Source organism: Polaribacter sp. KT 15, assembly GCF_900143115.1.
Lineage (GTDB): Bacteria > Bacteroidota > Bacteroidia > Flavobacteriales > Flavobacteriaceae > Polaribacter > Polaribacter marinaquae.
In genome coordinates this window covers 545,922-564,835 of the sequence record NZ_LT670850.1, presented here as the reverse complement: position 1 = coordinate 564,835, position 18,914 = coordinate 545,922, and the positions used below count along the sequence as shown (strand labels likewise).

Sequence of the window (18,914 nt, the reverse complement as noted above, 5' to 3'; positions counted from 1 at the left end):
AAAAATGAATTGACAAAATTATTTTTTTATAATTTGATGCTGTTTATTTATATTATTGAATTTAATGTTTTAAAAATCAAACTTATAGGTGAAACCGGCTAAGGCTTGAAACCCTTGTGTATTAAAATTTGCAAATCTTTGATAATTAGTATTTAGTACATTATTTAATTTAAGAAAAGCAGAGAATTTATCGTTAAAATGATAACCACCATCTAAATTTACATCAATAAAAGAATTTAAAGTTTGAATACCACTTAGACTAGAATGAAATTCTGCGTTGTATAAAGCATCCATTCTTTCATCAACATAAAATATATTTGCGGTCGCATACCATTTTGTTTTTTTATATTTTGCTAAAAAAGCACCTTGTAAGCTTGGTAAATTCCAACTTTCTAAAGCATTTAATGTTGTATAGTTTTTTGCTTCTACTTGAGTAGAGAAAGTAAGGTTTTTGTTAAAAAGATATTCAAATTCGGCAAAAATAGTATTGGATTTAACATCATCATAAAAAATGCTGAAAGAATTACCGTATTCATAACCTTTCAATTCTTCGCCGTTAAACGTGGTACTATTTCCGTTAGATTTTGTATTGTTTCTTAAAAAAAGAGGTTTATCTTCTTCTTTAACAACACTAGCTTTAATATTGTAGCTAATACTTTTAGTTAAATTTCCTTTTAAACCTAAAAAAATATTCGAAGATTCTGCTGTTTGAGTAATAAATAAACTTGGAGAAACATAAGGGTTTACTTCTGTGAACTTTTTATAAGTGTTGGTTTCTAAATTACCTGTTAAACCTGTATAAATATTTACATATTGTTTATATATTGGGGTTTGTAAAAACAAATCTGGAAACATAAAAAAGTTTGTAATATCATTTTCTGTATCAACAGAAACAAATGTTCTTAAACTAGCTTTTAAAAGTAAATTCCCAAATTCATGTTTATACTCTGGAATTAATTTTGCCGTAATTATATTGTAATTTATTCCATTAGAATTGTTATAGTTTTCAGTAAAATTACCGTTTAAAACTTCTACGCCCGCATCAAAAGAAATCGTATTTAAATTGTAATTTATAAAGTCTAACGGAAAATCTAATTTTGTATTAAAACTTGCATAAATTTCTGAGCTATTGTATTTATCAGTAAAATATGAAGCTGTAATATTACCATAATCGATATAAGAATCATGAAACTTAAAATGGCCCGTAGTTTTAAAGTATGTGTAATTTTGATCTTCTTCTATACCATTAATAACTGCTTCACTATAAAGAATATCTGTAGGTAAACCATACCAATTATAATGGTTTCTTTCGACTTCTAAACCAACTTTCCAATCGAAATATCTTTCTTCTTTTTTAAAATATGCCGAAGATTTAAAATTTAAAAATGTACTATTTAATTTAGTGTCTTTAATGTTTTCTTCTGATGAATTAAATGTAGCATGTACACCATATTCATCATTAAATCTTGTGTTGTGATAAATAAATAACTCTGCATACGGACTTATGTAATTCCCAATTCCGGCTGCAAAATAATTGTTATAAACTCTTTCTTTAACACCAACATTAATACCTTTTACAACACCCGTTTTAGGAATAAAAGTAGAGGCAACAGGTGCAGAAAATATAGAATATTTCAATTTTTTCTTATCACTTTTTTTAAGTAATTGAATTGTAGGGTTGTTTTTAATTTTTTTTACATCAGCAATTTTAGGGTTGTATTTTGTAACAACATTTACAACCTCTGTTTCTACTACAGTATCTTTCTTTTTCTCTTGCGAATTAGCAGAGAAAACAACCAATAAAACTATAATTAATAAAAAGCCTTTTCTCATTAGTTCTTCTTTTCTGGTGTTACTGAATTATTTGTTTTGGCTTCGTTTTCTCTTATTGTATTTAATTCTAATTCTGCATCTTTAACAATATCATCAAACTGTTTAAAGTTTTTAATTACATTTTCTAAAACAAACGTTGCTTGATAAACATCATTTAATCCGTAATAATTTTTACCCATTATTACATAACTTTTTACAGCCCAGTATTTGTAATTTGCATATTTGGCAATTAACTTTTGTACTACTTTATTAGATTCTTTAAATAGTTTTTGTTGATTTTTAAAGTAAGCATTGTAAAAAAGAGCTTCTGCTTTTATCTCGCCAATAGCTGTAGCTTCTATCTCTTTATAATATTTTTCTGCAGTTATAAAATCGTTACTTTTAAATGAAGATCTTGCAATTATTTTTTTTGCATCATTGCTAATAGTTGCATCAAGTTTGTCTTTTTGCAAGATTTTTTTAGCATACTCTGTTGCAAAATCATAGGCTTCTGTTTCATAATATCCTTTCATTAAATTACTCTGTGCATAAATAATGTTTTCTGTAACATAAGCTTCTTCTTCTAATCGATCTAGAAGAGGTAATGCGGTGTTAAAATCGTCTTGATTTAAATAAATTTGAGATAATTTATTTAGTGAATCTTCTGTAAAATCAGATGTGTCTTCGTTAATAACAAATTCGAAATAAGGAATTGATTTTTTATATTCTTTTACTTGAAATAATACATCTGCTAAATAATAATTTGCTTTTATTTTATGAGTTCCTTTAGGGAATTTTCTAATGTAATTCTGAAGACTATTTATAATATCTTCTCCTTTTTTAGATTCTAAATATTTTTTTTCGGCAACGGCAAAAGTAGTATTGTCTAATTCTGAATTTGTAATATTTATAAATTTTAATGTAGCAACCCAATTTACATAATCTTCTAAATTTCCTTCTTCAATATACACATTTCTTGCGTTTGCAACGGCTTCTAAGGCATCTGGTGAATTTGGAAATTTTGCAGCAACATCTTTATATTTCATTAAAGATTGCATGTTAGAATTGTCGTTAAAATACAATAAACCTTGTCGCAGTAAAGCTCTAGAAACAAAGGTGCTTTTCGGGTGTTTTTCAATCAAACGGTCATAAGCAATATGAGCATTTTTATGATCCTTTATTTTAGAGTATGTGTTTCCTAATTGGTATAAAGCATCGTCCTTTAAATTAGAAACTTGGTAGTTATTTATTACATTTTTTAAAGCTGTAATTTTTTCTTCATTTTTATCTATAAAACCATAACTCATACCTATTTGAAACTGCGCATAATCTGCACCAAGACCAAAATTATCAGTAACATTTTTATATGTAGAAATTGCTTTTGTGTAATTTGTAGTGGCAAAGTAACTGTCTGCTAATCTAATTAAAGCATCGTATTTTAAATTGTCTGAAATGCTATCCTTTTTAAGAAAATTTTTAAAATAATTACCAGCATTTTCATATTGTTTTAGTTTAAAATAACTGTAACCAATATTATAATTTAATCTAGAAAATTCATTGATGTTTACTGATTTTGAAGCGTTATTAATAGCTATAAATTTAGACAATGCATCTTTGTAGTTTTCTAAAAGATATAAGCTTTCTGCTTCCCAATATTTAGCTCTCTGATTAATTTGGTTAATTTTAGATTTCTTTGCTTCTATGAAAAACGGAACAGATTCGGATAACTTATTTTCGTTGAACAATTGAATTCCTCTATATAAAGAGACCTCATATGTTAGCGCAATATTTTCTTCGGATTTTTTTTCTGATAAAAACGCCAAAGCACCTTTGTAATCTTGCTGGTTTAAGAAAGAAGAAACTACTAATTCGTTAATTTCTTGATACGCTTTAGATTTCGGATATTCTTTTAAATAATTTTGTAAAACTTGTGCTACGGGCTCAAAAGGGTTTCCCTCTTCGTAGCTAAGTTTTGCATAATTTAAAGCCGCATCTTGTTTTATGTTTTTGTCAAAATTCATTAAAGAAGCCGATTTAAATGCGTTTAAAGCAGCACTTTTATTCTCTAATTTCATGTAACATTCACCTAAATGATAATATGCATTTTGAGAAACTGAATTTTTTTGATCGATAATTTTATTAAAGCTGTTTACAGCATTTTCAAAATCGTTTTGTTTGTAATACGCATATCCTAATTGGTAAAAATCGGTGTTATTCCATTTTCCTTTTGTGCCTTTGTAGGCTTTTAAATAAGGAATAGATTCTGCATATTTATTTAAATTAAAATAACTTTCTCCAATAATTTTAGCAACATCAGATTTTAATTTTCTTTCTATTGTTGGGTATAACTCTAAACCAACTTTAATACATCGTTTAAATTTACCTGCTTTAAAACTAATATCTAATAAATAATAAGTAATTTCTGCTCTGTAAGATTCGTCGTCTGCAATTTCTTTTAAGGTAGATTCTGCAATACCGTAATCTTCTAATTTATAAGAAATAAATCCGAAGTAATATCTCGAATCATTACCATATTTAGCATCATTAATTAAAGGTAAAAATCTTGCTTTGGCTAATTGTAAATTATTTGTAGCTAAAAAGCAATAACCCATTTTAAAATTAAGTTCTTTTCTGTTTTCTTTAGAAAGATTATCTAAGTTTACTTTCTGAAACCATTTTAAAGCATAAGCTGCTTTTTTATTCGCAAAATAGTAGTTTGCTACATTGTAAAAAGCAATATTTTTTTTATTACTGTTTGGGTTTTCTTCTACAAAAGTTAATACTTTTTTATCTGCGTCTGCTCTATTTAATTTTATTGCAGACATTGCTTCGTAGTAATTTGCATCAGATTTTAAGTTAGAACCAACACTTGCGTCTTCTGCAACTTTACTAAAAGTTTTAAAAGCAGCAGCGTAAGCTTTAGAATTGTATAATTTTAATGCATTATTATACGTTGTTAAATTTGTTGCATCTGCAATTGTTTGTTGCGAAAAACAATGAATACTGCATAAAAAGATGCAAAAAGAAAGAATCAGTTTTGTTAAAAAACGATATTTCATAGAGTTATATTTATTCTCAAAATGTATAACGAATAATTTTTTACTTTGTTGGATTGGGGAAGAAATATTATTTTATTCAAAATCAAAAATAAGAATTGTTGTCAATTCATAGTTAAAAAATCAATAGAAACTTTTAAGTTTGTAGAAACTACTTATTCCTATGAAAAATCATGTTTTACAATTAGAAAATGCAGAAATTTACCAAAGAGATAATTTAGTGCTTTCTAAAGTTAATTTAACCATTAATAAAGGCGATTTCTATTATTTAATAGGAAAAACGGGTAGTGGTAAAAGTAGCTTAATGAAAACTTTGTACGGCGATTTGCAATTGCAAAAAGGTACAGGAAACATTGTAGATTTTGATTTAAAAACGTTAAAAGAGAAACAAATTCCGTTTTTAAGAAGAAAAATAGGAATTGTTTTTCAGGATTTTAAACTTTTAAATGATAGAAATGTTTTTGACAATCTGCAGTTTGTGCTAAAAGCAACAGGTTGGAAAGACAAAGAACAGATGAAAGAAAAGATTCATGAAGTTTTAGATAAAGTTGGTTTAAAATCTAAATATTTTAAAAAACCTTACGAACTTTCTGGCGGAGAACAACAAAGAGTTGCCATTGCAAGAGCTCTTTTAAATGATCCGGAATTAATTTTAGCAGACGAGCCAACAGGAAATTTAGATCCTAAAACTTCTATGGAAGTAATGGAGCTTTTAAACGAAATACATAAAAGTGGTAAAACAATTTTAATGGCAACTCACGATTACCAATTAATTGTAAAGTTTAAACAAAAAACTTTAAAATGTGAAGGTGGTGAGTTGTTTGAAGTTGCTCAACAAGCAAGTGCTTAATGCTATCTGTATTAATACCAACATATAATTACAATGCATTTTTATTAGTTAAAAATATTCAGAAACAATTAGTTTTAGAAAAAATACCTTTCGAAATTATTTGTTTTGATGATGGATCTAACTCTTCTTTTAATGTAAATAATGAAGCAATAAACACACTTTCTAACGCAACTTTTATCGCTTTTAAGAAGAATGTTGGTAGAAGTGCAATACGTAATTTGTTAGCTGAAAAAGCCACATTTAATTGGTTACTTTTTTTAGATGCAGATGTTTTACCGGTAAGCGCTAACTTTATTAAAAATTATATAAAGTATTTTAATTCTGATAAAATTGTTTTTTGTGGCGGAATTGAATATCAAGATTCATCCGAAAATCAAAAGTATTTAAGATACAAATACGGAAAAAAAAATGAAGAAATTTCTTTAAATAAAAGAATAAAAAATCCTTCAAAATATTTTTTTACCTCTAATTTTTTAATTCAGAAAGCAGTTTTTTCAATAATTAAATTCGAAGAAAAATTAGTTGATTATGGTAGAGAAGATTTGCTTTTTTCTATGGATTTGATAAAAGAAGGTTACAAAATAGAACAAATAGCAAACGAGGTTTATCATTTGGGTATTGATGACAATGCACTTTTTATTAAAAAGACAAAAAAGGCAATGAAAAATTTAATTTTCTTAGAAAAAAGTAATTTGATTGATGCTGATAGTTTGCAACTATTAAAGCTAATCAATAAAATTTCTAAATTTAAGTTATTAAAAGCAGTTGCTTTTTTACAACCTGTTTTCGAGAATTTGGCAAAGAACAAATCATCAGTATTTTTTTTAAATTGCATGAAAGTAAGTTGCCTCTGTAAACTAAAATTAAAGCATGAATAGAACCGAAATTGCTAATTTAATTTTAACGAATTTAAATGAAAATAAAGATGCTTTAAAAAAGCAATTCTTATCATCAAAAGATGAAATAGGTTATTTTTATCTAGATAATTTGTTACCAGAAACTGTGGCTTTAGAAATCTATCAGAATTTTCCAGACACAAAAGAAGCTGTTAAGAAAAAAAACTTAAGAGAGTTTAAATTTACTGCATACCAAATGAATAAATATGATGTTCTTTTAGAGGAAATTGTTTATTCTTTTCAAGATAAAAGAGTTGTAAAGTTAGTTGGTAAAATTTGTGAATTAAAAGATATAGAAGGTGATGAGAATCTGTATGCAGGAGGTTTGTCTTTAATGGAGAAAGACAATTTTTTGAATCCGCATTTAGATAATTCACATGACAAGGATAGAAATAAATGGCGCGTTTTAAACTTGCTTTATTATGTTTCACCCAATTGGAAACTTGAAAATGGCGGTAATTTAGAGTTATGGCCAAAAGGTTTAAAAGAGCCACAAATAACTATAGTAAGCAAGTTTAATAGATTAGTTGTAATGTCTACGCACAATAATTCTTGGCATTCTGTAAGTAAAATTTTAAAGGATGATGTTAGAAATTGTGTTTCTAATTATTATTTTTCGAATGCTCCTTTTTTAGTCTCAGATACTTTTCATGTGACTACTTTTAGAGGAAGATCGTCAGAAAAAATTAAAGATATTTTATTGCGAATAGACAATGGCTTTAGAGGAAGTTTGCGAAAAATATTTAAGAAAGGATTTCGAGAGAATCCACATCAATATAAGAAGTAGTTATTGTAAGTTTTCAAAGATTTTTAATAAATCAGTTTCTTGTTTTTCCCAAATTAATTCTCTTTTTGCAACTTTTAAAGATTCAGAATAACTTTTTGCAAACATTTGATTAATTTGTGCTGCAATAATTGCTGGCTTTCTATTTTTTAGAACTTCACCAACATTATATTTTGTAATTACAGCTTTCATTTCTGGCAAATCGGCAGTCAAAACAGGTACGTTTGCTTGAATATAATCGAATATTTTATTAGGTAATGCATATCTATAATTTAGCCCTAAATCTTCTTCAATACTAATACCTAAATCTGCTAACGGAGTTAATTTAGCTAATTCTTCGGGAGTTTTTCTACCTAATAAAAATACTTTTTTTTCTAATTTTTCTGATGCTACTTTTAATTTTAAATTCAGAAATTCATCACCGCCGCCAATAATAACAAAGCAACAATTATCTATAAGTTTTACTGTCTCAATCATTAAATTTAATCCTCTACCAAGGTTTGTTGCGCCTTGATATAAGATGATTTTCTGATTTTTTGTATCAAAATTGAAATTCCTTTTTTTTAATTCTTTTTGAAAAGGTAAGTTTTTGATGGTTTTAAAATTAGATTGATATTTATTTTTATAATGTTTAGCGATGCTATCACAAACGGTATAATTATTTTTTAATTTCGGAATAATTAGATCTTCCAAAATCATCCAAAAACTTTTAACTTTTGGTCTATTAACTAATTCTGGTATTTCAGAAAAGAGTTCGTGACTATCAAAAACTAATTTTTTATTTTGAAGTTTACTTACAAGAAAGTTTGGCAATAATGTATCTAAATCATTTGCTAATAAAATATCTTTTTTATGAAATAATAAGTAAATAAATAGCCGAAGATTAAATTCGGCAAAAAATAGGAAGCCGTTATTAAAAAGCAGTTTAAATCTTTTGGTTGTATAATTTCTAGAAATATTTTTACTGTTTTTTAGTTTTCGACCAATTAATATTACTTCGTAATTATTGTTCGTTAACGTTTTACAAACCTTAGCAACTCTTTGGTCTGTAGATAAATCATTAGTAACAGAGATAAATACTCTTTTCAAAATTATTAGAATTTCTTGCAAGATAAATTAAAAACAAATCAATTTAAATAATCAATTTACATTTTTACTTATAATATTGATTAACTGTAATTTGTTGTGAAAAGAATAAAATTTACATCTAAAAATTCATAAATTTTTAAGATAAATATGTTTGAATTGTTAAAATAATAATTATATTTGAGATAATTGCTCATGATATTATAAGAAAAAGTGTTTTTATTAAAATAAAATTTAACCCCTAAAACACCCAATTTAATGTCAAAATGCCCCTCATGTAATTCTAATTACAGTAAAAGATCTTCTAGAAACTTTTTTCAAAGGATTATACCAAAGTCAAAAGTTTTTAAATGTTTTCATTGCAAAACAAAAGTTCTAAGAATACCTTATTTGTTTTCTGAATTTATTATTAAAAAAGGAAAGCAATTAGAAAGAGGTTTTCAAGTTACTAATTAAATAAGCATGTTTTTTATAGTTAATTTTTAAAAGACAATTATGAGTAAATGTCCTTCATGCAATTCTGGTTTTAGAAAAAGAATAACAAGAAATTCTTATTTGCGTTTATTTTTTAAAGCAAAAATTTATAAGTGTCATGAATGTAAAGTTAAATATATAAGAATTCCGTTTATTACAACATCGATAATTATTAAAAAAGGAAATAAGAAAAAATAATTATTTACTAAACATGTTAAAATAAAAAACCTCTAATTAAGTTAATTAGAGGTTTTTTATTTTGTAAGTTTTATAAAATTTTCATAACACTTAAAAATGTTATAATGTATACATTAAACTTTTTTTTAAAATCAAAAATCAATAAAGTATTTTAAAAAAATACAGTTTCATATTAATTATTATTAGTTTTATAAAAAAAGTATTAATGAAAAATAAATATAGTATTGATAGTTTTGATGTTTTTTTAAAAAACTATTTTATCATATTAGAGATCTATTCAAAAGAAGAATTATTAAGTTTGTATGAAGAATGGAGTAAGAATAATGGTGTTTTTTTTCATGATTACTTATGGTTGCTCTTTAATAAGGCTATTTTGAAAAATGGTGATCTTTTTCAGGAATCAAAAGGTGAATCCTTTTATCAAAATGCATTTTATCTCTATAATAGTATGGCTCATTTTAGAAGAGAAGAGGGGGCTTCTAAAGCAGAAATAAACAAGTTTCATAGATTATCTCATGAAGTTTATGTAGAGGAAGTAAAAAACGATAAAATTGGAGTAACAAATGAAATAGTTTTAATACCTCATCCAAAATGTAAATATGCCAATTCATTAAATAAAAAAATATACTCAATAGATTGTTTTTTAGAAGAATGCAAAATTGCTTCTGAAGATTGTACTCTGAATTTTGGTTGTGGTTGCAGTATTTCTAAGATACCTAAAAGAGATAAAAAAGGAAATTTGATTTTTTTAAATGAATTAAGTACTGAAACGGTAAATGATTCTAAAGGTTGTGTATTTACCTTTTTATCAATAATTATCTCTTTCGGAGTATCAATTTATTTAATAGTTTATTAAATTTTTGTTTAAAAGGAATTTTCTTTTTTGAGTTTTTACTAATTTTTAATGAAATGTTTTTTATTTATCTGATTGTTTTTTAAAAGCAAAAAATAATAATAATTTACTCACAGTTGACTAATGGTTGATTTCAAAAAAAAACCTCAACAAATTGAATTTCAATAGGTTGAGGTATGATAAAGTGGAGACGCCGAGAATCGAACTCGGGTCCAAACAAGCAGCCAAAAAGCTTTCTACATATTTAGTTCTTTCTTAATTTTCGATTTAAAGCTGATTAAGAACAATCCACTTTAAACTTAACTTTTTTAGTTTCAAAAACCTGGCAAAGTTACAGGTTTTCTATGTTTATTTTTACGATGCCCAAAAGTGAAACGCCATAAACCAAGGCTTTTCGTGGACATAAAGCTTGCACACCTTGTGTGCCGAGGCTAATTCTACTATGATTCGAATTATGCAGCTAAAGCGTAGTTATCTTCGCCGTTTAAAAAGTTGAAATTAGGTTTTACGAGTGTTATTTCATAACTCGATATGCTTACAAATTCACTGACCTTGCTGTCAAAACCAGTCGTCCCCAAAATTTCAAAGAACTGTAATAAGATTACAAATATTAAGCCAATTTAATTTTAAAATTTCATTTTTTAATACTGATGAAACTTTGTAACTTGTCTTAGTAATTAATATTACAAGTTTGCAAAAATACAAAAACTTATAATTGTAGCACAAATTAGTTCTAATAATAGTAAATAAATTAATAAATCTTATGATAAGAAAAGGAACAAACGTTACTTGGAAATGGGGAAAAGGTACAGCAGAAGGTAAAGTTGTAGAAACGTATTCTAAAAAAGTATCAAAAACAATAGATAATACAGAAATTGTTAGAAAAGGAGAAGCTGGCAATAAAGCATTGTATATTAAGCAAAAAGACGGTAGTGCTGTCTTAAAATTAGAGAGTGAAGTCGAAAGAGTAAACTAACTTTTTGTAGGTTCATTTAAATAAAATATCTTCGAACAAAACTAAAACATATGAAATTCGGTATCATAAAAGAACGAAAAAATCCACCAGATAGAAGAGTTGTTTTTTCACCTTCTAAATTAAAGCAGTTTAAAAATGAATATCCCGATGCTGAAATTGTAGTAGAAAGTTCTGATATTCGTGTTTTTAGCAATCAGAGTTATAAAGATTCTGGTTTTGAGATACTAGAAGATATGTCTACTTGCGATGTATTATTGGGTGTAAAAGAAGTACCAATTAATGCTTTAATTCCTAATAAAAAGTATTTCTTTTTTAGTCATACAATAAAGAAACAACCTTATAATAGAGACTTATTATTAGCTATTTTAGATAAAAATATAGAGTTATACGACCACGAAACAATTATTAAAGAAAATGGTGCTCGTTTAATTGGTTTTGGTAGATATGCCGGTATTGTAGGCGCATATAATGGTTTTAGAGCAATTGGTTTAAAAAACAAAACATTTAATTTGCCTAAAGCAGAAAATTTAGATAGCCAGCAAGAATTAATATCAGAATTAAAAAAAATAGCATTACCAAAAATAAAAATTTTATTAACTGGTAATGGTAAAGTTGCTTATGGTGCAAAAGAAATGCTAGATGCAATGCAAATTAGAGAAGTTTCTGTAAACCAATATTTAAATGAAACTTTTGATGAAACTGTTTATTGCTTAGCAGATGTTTTAGATTATAATAAACGAAAAGATGGTAAAGTTTTAGATAATTTTGATTTTTACAATCATCCAGAAAATTATGAATCTAATTTTATGCGTTTTGCAAAAGTTTCAGATTTTTTTATTGCGGGTCACTTTTACGGAAACGGTGCGCCATATTTGTTTACAAGAGAAGATGCAAAATCTAAAGATTTTAATATAAAGTTTGTTGCAGATATTTCTTGTGATGTTGATGGTCCGGTGGCTTCAACAATAAAAGCATCTACTATTGCAGAACCTATTTACGGATACGATCCCAAAACAGAAAAAGAAGTAGATTATCAAGACGAAAATGCTATTGTTGTAATGGCTGTAGATAATTTACCATGCGAATTACCAAAAGATGCAAGTGAAGGTTTCGGAGAAATGTTTTTAGAAAATGTAATTCCTGCATTTTTTAATAATGATGAAAATGGAGTATTAGCACGTGCTAAAATGACAGAAAACGGAAAACTGACTGATAGATTTTCATATTTACAAGATTACGTAGACGGTAAAGAATGATAAACGATAGGCAGTTTCTAATTGATTTAGCTAAAATGCGAATGCCATTTGGCAAATTTAAAGGTAGGTTTTTAATAGATTTACCAGAACATTATATAGTTTGGTATAAAACCAAAGGATTTCCGCAAGGTAAATTGGGTAAACAAATGGCGCTGGTTTATGAACTTCAATTAAATGGTTTAGAAGATATTATTAGGAAAATTCAAAAAGAATATTCTTAGTAATACATTAATATTATTAACTTAATTGGTTATTATGACTTTAAAGTATATTTATTTTGGATTTGCAATTCTAGGAATTTTCCTTTTCTTCTTTCTTTTAAAGAAGTTTTTTAGATGGTTACAAACCAAATTAGATTCTTTAGATAGAAATGTGTTATTTAAGAAAAAAGAGCTTTTAAACATCTTTAAATTTATAACACCAAGAAGAGAAAAACATATTTTAAAGTTTTCGGTAAGAGCATTAAGAATAGCTATTAGTATTTTTTTCTTAGTGGTTTATTTGCCTTTTGTTTTTAGTTTTATACCAGAAACAAAAGAGGTGGCATCTACAGTTTTTGATTATGTAATGAAACCAGTTCAGTTTGTAATAAGTGGTTTTTTACAATTTATACCGGGCTTATTTTTTATTTTAGTAATTGTTTTTATTACCAAATATCTACTTAAATTTTTAAAGTATGTAACTGGCGAATTAGAAAGAGAAGCGGTAAGGTTAGATGGTTTTCATGCAGATTGGGCAAAACCAACATTTAATTTAATTAGAGTTGTAATTATAGCTTTTGCAGCGGTTATTTGTTTTCCGTACATACCAGGTTCACAATCAGATGCTTTTAAAGGAGTTTCCATATTTTTTGGTGTATTATTTTCTTTAGGTTCTACAGCAGCAATATCTAATATTGTTGCGGGTGTTGTAATTACTTACATGAGACCTTTTAAAGTTGGTGATCGTGTAGAAATAGGTAATACTGTTGGTGATGTTACCGAAAGAAGTTTATTAGTAACTCGAGTTAGAACTATTAAAAACTTAGATGTTACAGTTCCAAATTCTACTATTTTAGGAAATCATATAATCAATTTTAGTAAAAATGCCGCAGAAGAAGTTGGTGTTATTTTACATACTTCTGTAACTATTGGTTACGATGTGCCGAGTGGAGAAGTTATTAAAGCTTTGGTAAAAGGAGCAAAAAACACTAAAATGATTTTAGAATCTCCAGAACCTTTTGTTTTGGTAAAAAGTTTAGATGATTTTTATATAAATTACGAAATCAACTGCCACACAAAAAATCCAGAAAAAGGAGCTTTAATTTATTCTTTATTGCACGAAAGTATTAAAAATGAATTGCATAATGCAGGCATAGAAATTTTATCACCGCATTACAATGCTGTTAGAGACGGAAGTGTTTTAACCGTCCCGCCAGAAAATGTGCCTAAAGGATATGTAAAACCTGGTTTTAAAGTAGAAAATTAATTTTTTTCTACCAATCCAAAAGCTGCGTGCGCAATAGCCATAATTGTAAATGACGAATACCAATAACTTGGTATCATAAAACAATACAAAGCTAATAGAATAGCCAAACCAATTAAAACATACAATTTATTGTTATCCTTACTCTTTAATAGAAATAATAAAGTAGCATAACAACATAGAAATATAGGAGTTAAAAGGTTAATATATCCGTAGTTTTTTAGAATCAATAAAATACCAAACCCTATAATTATTGTTAAAAAATATTTTTTAAGAGTACTTTTACTTTGCTTATTCCATAATAAAGAGTCCTCTTTTTTAGCCTTTCTTTTTGCTCTAAAAAAAATAGCTAAAGAAGAAAATACTATAAATATAACAGCCAAAACAATACAAAGAATTTCTAGTATTTGAGGACTTATAACACCTAAAGGATGATTGTCTATTAAAAAACCATCTAATAAATATTTATAAGCATAAGCGAGTAAAAAAAAATAAAATCCTATTAATATACTTGCGAATCCTTTTAAAGAAAACTTGTTTTTAAAATTATCTTGCAATTGCATGGTTTTTCTTGTAAATTTTATAACTTTCGTAAAGATACAAAAAGAGGCGTATTGTTTATCTTTATTTATGAAACCAGCAGAAGAATATATATTAAATCAACCAGAACCTTTTAAGTCTATTTTACTGCACTTGCAAATATTAATAGAAGCTACTTTTTCTGAAGTTGATTTACAATTTAAATGGAAAATTCCTTTTTATTATTTAAATGAAAAACCTTTTTGTTATTTAAATCCATCTAAAAAGAAAGGATATGTTGATGTAGTTTTTTGGGTTTCTGCACATTTAACAAAATACAATGAACATTTAATTTCAGAGAATAGAAAAGTGGTTAAATCTCTTAGATATTTTAAAATTGAAGATATAAATGAAGAAATTTTGCTGTCTGTTTTAAAAGAAGCACATTCACTTAAAGGCAAAGGTTTTTATAAGAGAAACTAAGCTATAAAACTTTAAATTGAAGTGCAGTTCTATTATTTAAAAATAAATATAGCTCAGAGTTTCTTATCGGATTTAAAATTGTTAAAGTTGTGATATTATTTTCTGATTTTAAAATTGGCCTCTTTGCATATTTGTAATTTTTAAAGTTGTACAATAAAGAAGCTTTTACTGATAAATTCTTAAATTTTAAAACAATATTTTCACCTTTTTTTATACTGATAAAACCACTCTTTGGAGATAGTAATTCAATAGCAGAATCTAAAAATTCTTGTCCGTAAATTGGTTGATTATAAAACTCACTTTTTGTAATTCTGCCAAATCTTAAAATCCATATGCTATCTTCTGGTAAATGTGTTTTAAAAATTTTGTCTTTTGGTATGTCGTAAAAATAAGAGTTAAATTTACGTGTCCATTTTCCATTCATTAAATATCCTGCAGCCCAAGTAGCATCTAAAATCATCCATTTATTATTAAGTTTTACTGCGTTCCAAGCATGGTTTGTTTCAGAAACTACTTTACCAATATCATCTGCAGAATTTCTTGTATATCCTTTTATTACTGCAGCTTCTATATTTAATAAAGTACATATTTTCTTAAAAGATTGTGCATATTCTTCACACAAACCTTTTTTAGTTTTAAAAGTATTACTTATTATTTTATTTTTAGCAGCTTCTATTTTTTGTTCTTTTTCAAGTTCATTTTTGTAACTAAATTTAAAACTTCTTACTGTAGGATTGTAATACTGCTTTAAATCGTATCTTATGTTTTTTGCCAACCAAAAAAATGCAGCTCTAACCTTTTCCTCATCCGTAGAGAAATCAGCATCTATTTTAGAAGCTAAATTTTCAATTTTAGAGAATTTAGGATATTCTAAAACGATGCTATCAACTCTATCAAAACTCTGAGAAAAAGTTGAGTAAGAAATTATTAAAAAGAAAAAAAGAAATTGTTTCATATAATACGTGTTAACAATTAAGCTAAACAATTATTGTGCCTTTATATTTTATTCATAAAAAAACCATTCAAATTAAAATCTGAATGGTTGAAATAAGTACTAATAACTTATATTTTACAAGTTATTTATTGTTTTTCTGATGGCTACTAAATTACTTAATAAACTTTCTAAATTATCTAAATGTAGCATATTTGCACCGTCAGATTTTGCGTTTTTAGGATCAAAATGAGTTTCAATAAATAAACCGTCAACGTTGTTTACAATTCCGGCTCTAGCAATAGTTTCAATCATTTCTGGTCTTCCGCCTGTAACACCAGCAGTTTGATTGGGTTGCTGTAAAGAGTGTGTAACATCTAAAATTGTTGGAGCAAACTCTCTCATTTCTGGAATTCCTCTAAAATCTACAATCATGTCTTGGTAACCAAACATTGTTCCTCTATCTGTTACCCAAGCTTTATTAGAACCCGCATCTTTTACTTTTTGAACAGCGTGTTTCATGGCACCAGGACTCATAAACTGTCCTTTTTTTAAGTTTACAACTTTACCAGTTTTTGCGGCTGCAACTACTAAATCTGTTTGACGTACTAAAAAAGCAGGTATTTGTAAAACGTCTACGTATGCTGCTGCTTTTTCTGCATCAGAAACTTCATGAATATCTGTAACTGTTGGTACATTAAATGTCTCTGAAACTTTACGTAAAATTTTTAATGCTTTTTCATCTCCAATTCCTGTAAAACTATCAATTCTACTTCTATTTGCTTTTTTAAAACTTCCTTTAAATATGTAAGGAATCTCTAATTTGTCTGTAATAGTAACTACTTTTTCAGCAATTCTTAATGCCATTTCTTCACTTTCTATAGCACATGGTCCTGCTAATAAGAAAAAGTTATTTGCATCTGTGTTTTTTATATTCGGAATTTCAGATAAAATCATTTGTAAAATTTTCAACAAAAATACATAAAATTTTAACGCTTATTTATACAGTTATAATCGAATTTTATAAGAGAACCTTCAATTTAAAATAGTTATATTTAGCCTCTAAATAGATATTATATGAGAAAAATTATTGGCGCTTTTTTAGCCATGAGCTTAATGCTTAGTTGTGCTATTGTTACAAAAGGAAAAGATGGAAAAGCAGGAACAGCTGGAGAACCAGGTCTAAAAAGAAAAAAAGGAGCCGATGGTATTTCTGGAAAACTTGTAAAACCAGAAAAAACTTTTTTTATAGATTCTAATTTGGTTAGAAAACATTTATACACTTTAGCTGCAGATGATATGGAAGGTAGAAAATCTGGAACACCAGGTATCGAAAAAGCTGCGGTTTATATAGAAAATGAATACAAAAAAATAGGACTTACAACGTTTAACGGTTTAGCAGATTATAGACAAACGTTTACTTTTAAAAATAGAAGAACGAAAGAAGACATTACTTCTAGCAATATTATTGGTGTTTTAGAAGGGAAAAGCAAAAAAGATGAATATGTAATTATTTCTGCGCATTACGATCATTTAGGAATGAAAAAGAGTGGAGAAGGAGACTTAATTTACAATGGCGCAAATGATGATGCTTCTGGTGTTACAGGATTATTAGTTTTGGCAAAATATTTTAAAGAAATGGGGAATGAAAGAACAATTGTTTTTGCTTCATTTACTGCAGAAGAAATGGGCTTAATTGGTTCTACACATTTTGGTAAAGGTATAGATGCAGATAAATTTGTTGCAGGAATTAATTTAGAAATGATTGGTAAAACACCAAGTTTTGGCCCAAATACAGCTTGGTTAACTGGTTTTGATCGTTCTGATTTTGGAAAGATTATTCAGAAGAATTTAGAAGGTACAGGTTATCAGTTATTTCCAGATCCTTACAAAAAATTTAATTTATTTTTTAGATCAGACAACGCTTCATTGGCAAGATTAGGTGTGCCATCGCATACATTTTCTACAACACCAATAGATGTAGATCCAGATTATCATAAATTAACTGATGAGGCTGAAACTTTAAACATGACTGTTATAACACAAACAATTCAAGCAGTTGCAAAAGGTACAGAAAGTATTATAAACGGTACAGATACACCAACAAGAGTAATTATTAAATAAATTGTAAAATGAAAGCTGTTAAGTTTATTTTATTGTTCTTAGTTTTTGGTTGTTCTAGTTCGAAAGTAGTCTCAGATTATGATTCGAATACAACATACTCTAAATATAAAACATTCAATTTTTATGAAGATAACGGAGATAATTTAAATGATTTTGACATAACAAGAATTACAAATTACATTACGTTAGTATTAAAAGACAATTTTTTAGAACAAGATAAATTACCAGACTTTTTTATTTATTTTGATACACAAACAGCTACTGTAAGAAATAATAAGTCGATTTCTATAGGATTAGGAAATAGAAATGTGGGTGTTTCAGGTGGAATACCAATTGGGAATCATAAAATAAATGAGAAATTAATTATAAAATTTATTGATGCAGATACCAATGATTTAGTTTGGGAAGGTTCTTTAGAAAGTAAGATTTCAAAAAACAGAACTCCAGAACAAAGAGAGGCTCATTTAAAGGAGGTTATTTCTAAAATTTTACAAAAATATCCACCAAAAAATTAATGAATTGAGTTCAGAATTTTCAAATTAAAAAAATAAAAAATCCTCTAAAAATTAATTTAGAGGATTTTTTTATGTGTTTCTAGTTTCTAGAATTGATATCTAATACTAAATGCGATATCATTATCGTAATCATTAAAATTATCACCAAAACCAAACTCTGGTCTTAAATCTAAAGAAAGTAAAATTGGTGCAGAATCGAAGTTGTATTCAATACCAATATCACCAGCAGCAAAAATAAAAGTTTCAGAAAAATTATCATTTCCGTTACCATTGTAATTTGCTAATCCACCACCAACACCAGCGTACCAGTTAAAGTTATTTTCGATGTTCCAAACCCACTGATAAATACCTGTAGCTTTAAAACCATCGTAATTAGAATTATCTCTTAATCCTAAATCTATTTCTAATCTATTATTATTGTTTAATGCTCTTTGGTAAGAAATTTCTCCTCCAAAACCATCATTATCACCTAAACGCAAACCAATTGCGTTTTTAGAAATACTTTGTGCATTTGCAGAAAAAGCTCCTGCTACTAAAAGACCTATAATTAAAAATGTTTTTTTCATGATTGTTTATGTTTATTTAATAGCAAAATTAGTTGTAAACTACTTTTAAAATTAACTCATATGCATTTAAC

General features: G+C 27.0%; 18 protein-coding genes and 1 other RNA gene. 11 read left to right on the top strand and 8 right to left on the bottom strand.

Features of this window, described 5'->3' with window-relative positions; genetic code table 11:
* Nucleotides 1-69: 69 nt before the first annotated feature.
* Nucleotides 70-1,833, bottom strand: coding sequence for a TonB-dependent receptor (locus tag B5464_RS02720; protein ID WP_231963637.1), 1,764 nt, complete (start codon nt 1,831-1,833; stop codon nt 70-72).
* Complete coding sequence (locus B5464_RS02715; RefSeq protein ID WP_172830848.1) at nt 1,833-4,871, bottom strand: tetratricopeptide repeat protein; 3,039 nt, start codon at nt 4,869-4,871, stop codon at nt 1,833-1,835. The genes B5464_RS02720 and B5464_RS02715 overlap by 1 nt, the downstream gene beginning before the upstream one ends.
* Nucleotides 4,872-5,031: 160 nt before the next feature.
* On the opposite strand from B5464_RS02715, the gene B5464_RS02710 reads away from it, so the two are divergent.
* Genes B5464_RS02710 through B5464_RS02700 form a run of 3 tightly spaced genes read left to right on the top strand, consistent with a single transcriptional unit; the run spans nt 5,032 to nt 7,401 of the window.
* On the top strand, nt 5,032-5,718 hold the full coding sequence (locus tag B5464_RS02710; RefSeq protein ID WP_077809873.1) for a cell division ATP-binding protein FtsE: 687 nt from the start codon (nt 5,032-5,034) through the stop codon (nt 5,716-5,718).
* On the top strand, nt 5,718-6,596 hold the full coding sequence (locus B5464_RS02705) for a glycosyltransferase (RefSeq protein WP_079737075.1): 879 nt from the start codon (nt 5,718-5,720) through the stop codon (nt 6,594-6,596). Before B5464_RS02710 ends, B5464_RS02705 begins: the two co-directional genes overlap by 1 nt.
* Complete coding sequence (locus tag B5464_RS02700; protein ID WP_079737074.1) at nt 6,589-7,401, top strand: 2OG-Fe(II) oxygenase; 813 nt, start codon at nt 6,589-6,591, stop codon at nt 7,399-7,401. Before B5464_RS02705 ends, B5464_RS02700 begins: the two co-directional genes overlap by 8 nt.
* On the opposite strand, the gene B5464_RS02695 is transcribed toward B5464_RS02700, so the two are convergent.
* Nucleotides 7,402-8,487 (bottom strand): glycosyltransferase, encoded by a 1,086-nt coding sequence (locus B5464_RS02695; protein ID WP_079737073.1) that lies wholly within the window; start codon nt 8,485-8,487, stop codon nt 7,402-7,404.
* A gap of 874 nt (nt 8,488-9,361) precedes the next feature.
* Here B5464_RS02695 and B5464_RS02690 point away from each other — a divergent pair.
* Nucleotides 9,362-10,012 carry a hypothetical protein gene (locus B5464_RS02690; protein ID WP_079737072.1) on the top strand — a complete coding sequence of 217 codons (651 nt, stop codon included), beginning with the start codon at nt 9,362-9,364 and terminating at the stop codon, nt 10,010-10,012.
* A 179-nt stretch (nt 10,013-10,191) separates the two neighbouring features.
* Here B5464_RS02690 and ssrA read toward each other — a convergent pair.
* Nucleotides 10,192-10,585: a transfer-messenger RNA gene (gene ssrA, locus B5464_RS02685) on the bottom strand.
* A 187-nt stretch (nt 10,586-10,772) separates the two neighbouring features.
* Between ssrA and B5464_RS02680 the strand changes: the two genes are divergently transcribed.
* From B5464_RS02680 to B5464_RS02665, 4 genes are read left to right on the top strand one after another with little or no spacing between them, the layout of a single operon-like run.
* A complete protein-coding gene (locus B5464_RS02680) occupies nt 10,773-10,985 on the top strand; it encodes a DUF2945 domain-containing protein (protein WP_077809870.1) in 213 nt (70 codons plus the stop codon).
* Between the two features lie 50 nt (nt 10,986-11,035).
* Nucleotides 11,036-12,241: an NAD(P)-dependent oxidoreductase gene (locus B5464_RS02675; protein WP_079737071.1), complete on the top strand. Its 1,206-nt coding sequence runs from the start codon at nt 11,036-11,038 to the stop codon at nt 12,239-12,241.
* Nucleotides 12,238-12,462, top strand: a complete 225-nt coding sequence (locus B5464_RS02670) for a DUF3820 family protein (RefSeq protein ID WP_077809868.1) — start codon at nt 12,238-12,240, stop codon at nt 12,460-12,462. Before B5464_RS02675 ends, B5464_RS02670 begins: the two co-directional genes overlap by 4 nt.
* A gap of 34 nt (nt 12,463-12,496) precedes the next feature.
* Nucleotides 12,497-13,708: a mechanosensitive ion channel family protein gene (locus B5464_RS02665; protein WP_079737070.1), complete on the top strand. Its 1,212-nt coding sequence runs from the start codon at nt 12,497-12,499 to the stop codon at nt 13,706-13,708.
* Here B5464_RS02665 and B5464_RS02660 read toward each other — a convergent pair.
* Nucleotides 13,705-14,268, bottom strand: coding sequence for a hypothetical protein (locus B5464_RS02660; protein ID WP_079737069.1), 564 nt, complete (start codon nt 14,266-14,268; stop codon nt 13,705-13,707). The two genes, B5464_RS02665 and B5464_RS02660, sit on opposite strands and share 4 nt — an antisense overlap.
* Before the next feature lie 67 nt (nt 14,269-14,335).
* Here B5464_RS02660 and B5464_RS02655 point away from each other — a divergent pair, with 67 nt between their 5' ends.
* Nucleotides 14,336-14,707, top strand: coding sequence for a DUF1801 domain-containing protein (locus tag B5464_RS02655; protein WP_079738958.1), 372 nt, complete (start codon nt 14,336-14,338; stop codon nt 14,705-14,707).
* 1 nt (nt 14,708) lies between these two features.
* On the opposite strand, the gene B5464_RS02650 is transcribed toward B5464_RS02655, so the two are convergent.
* The gene (locus B5464_RS02650) at nt 14,709-15,662 is read right to left on the bottom strand and encodes a transglutaminase domain-containing protein (RefSeq protein WP_079737068.1); all 954 of its coding nucleotides are present in this window, start codon (nt 15,660-15,662) and stop codon (nt 14,709-14,711) included.
* A 114-nt stretch (nt 15,663-15,776) separates the two neighbouring features.
* Entirely contained in the window at nt 15,777-16,595 is an 819-nt protein-coding gene (gene kdsA, locus B5464_RS02645) for a 3-deoxy-8-phosphooctulonate synthase (RefSeq protein WP_077809864.1), read from the bottom strand.
* Nucleotides 16,596-16,715: 120 nt separating this feature from the next.
* Between kdsA and B5464_RS02640 the strand changes: the two genes are divergently transcribed.
* Both B5464_RS02640 and B5464_RS02635 read left to right on the top strand, forming a co-directional pair.
* Nucleotides 16,716-17,762, top strand: a complete 1,047-nt coding sequence (locus tag B5464_RS02640) for a M28 family peptidase (RefSeq protein WP_079737067.1) — start codon at nt 16,716-16,718, stop codon at nt 17,760-17,762.
* A gap of 8 nt (nt 17,763-17,770) precedes the next feature.
* Nucleotides 17,771-18,277 carry a DUF4136 domain-containing protein gene (locus tag B5464_RS02635; protein ID WP_079737066.1) on the top strand — a complete coding sequence of 169 codons (507 nt, stop codon included), beginning with the start codon at nt 17,771-17,773 and terminating at the stop codon, nt 18,275-18,277.
* Nucleotides 18,278-18,363: 86 nt separating this feature from the next.
* On the opposite strand, the gene B5464_RS02630 is transcribed toward B5464_RS02635, so the two are convergent.
* Nucleotides 18,364-18,843, bottom strand: coding sequence for a hypothetical protein (locus B5464_RS02630; RefSeq protein WP_077809861.1), 480 nt, complete (start codon nt 18,841-18,843; stop codon nt 18,364-18,366).
* Between the last annotated feature and the right edge of the window lie 71 nt (nt 18,844-18,914).

Bases quoted from the DNA above. Each gene is read 5' to 3' on its own strand.
- B5464_RS02700 (WP_079737074.1), top strand. From the start codon at position 6,589: ATGAATAGAACCGAAATTGCTAATTTAATTTTAACGAATTTAAATGAA.
- kdsA (WP_077809864.1), bottom strand. From the start codon at position 16,595: ATGATTTTATCTGAAATTCCGAATATAAAAAACACAGATGCAAATAAC.
- B5464_RS02650 (WP_079737068.1), bottom strand. From the start codon at position 15,662: ATGAAACAATTTCTTTTTTTCTTTTTAATAATTTCTTACTCAACTTTT.
- B5464_RS02635 (WP_079737066.1), top strand. From the start codon at position 17,771: ATGAAAGCTGTTAAGTTTATTTTATTGTTCTTAGTTTTTGGTTGTTCT.
- B5464_RS02680 (WP_077809870.1), top strand. From the start codon at position 10,773: ATGATAAGAAAAGGAACAAACGTTACTTGGAAATGGGGAAAAGGTACA.
- B5464_RS02640 (WP_079737067.1), top strand. From the start codon at position 16,716: ATGAGAAAAATTATTGGCGCTTTTTTAGCCATGAGCTTAATGCTTAGT.
- B5464_RS02690 (WP_079737072.1), top strand. From the start codon at position 9,362: ATGAAAAATAAATATAGTATTGATAGTTTTGATGTTTTTTTAAAAAAC.
- B5464_RS02665 (WP_079737070.1), top strand. From the start codon at position 12,497: ATGACTTTAAAGTATATTTATTTTGGATTTGCAATTCTAGGAATTTTC.
- B5464_RS02670 (WP_077809868.1), top strand. From the start codon at position 12,238: ATGATAAACGATAGGCAGTTTCTAATTGATTTAGCTAAAATGCGAATG.
- B5464_RS02630 (WP_077809861.1), bottom strand. From the start codon at position 18,843: ATGAAAAAAACATTTTTAATTATAGGTCTTTTAGTAGCAGGAGCTTTT.
- B5464_RS02655 (WP_079738958.1), top strand. From the start codon at position 14,336: ATGAAACCAGCAGAAGAATATATATTAAATCAACCAGAACCTTTTAAG.
- B5464_RS02720 (WP_231963637.1), bottom strand. From the start codon at position 1,833: ATGAGAAAAGGCTTTTTATTAATTATAGTTTTATTGGTTGTTTTCTCT.
- B5464_RS02660 (WP_079737069.1), bottom strand. From the start codon at position 14,268: ATGCAATTGCAAGATAATTTTAAAAACAAGTTTTCTTTAAAAGGATTC.
- B5464_RS02675 (WP_079737071.1), top strand. From the start codon at position 11,036: ATGAAATTCGGTATCATAAAAGAACGAAAAAATCCACCAGATAGAAGA.
- B5464_RS02705 (WP_079737075.1), top strand. From the start codon at position 5,718: ATGCTATCTGTATTAATACCAACATATAATTACAATGCATTTTTATTA.
- B5464_RS02710 (WP_077809873.1), top strand. From the start codon at position 5,032: ATGAAAAATCATGTTTTACAATTAGAAAATGCAGAAATTTACCAAAGA.
- B5464_RS02715 (WP_172830848.1), bottom strand. From the start codon at position 4,871: ATGAAATATCGTTTTTTAACAAAACTGATTCTTTCTTTTTGCATCTTT.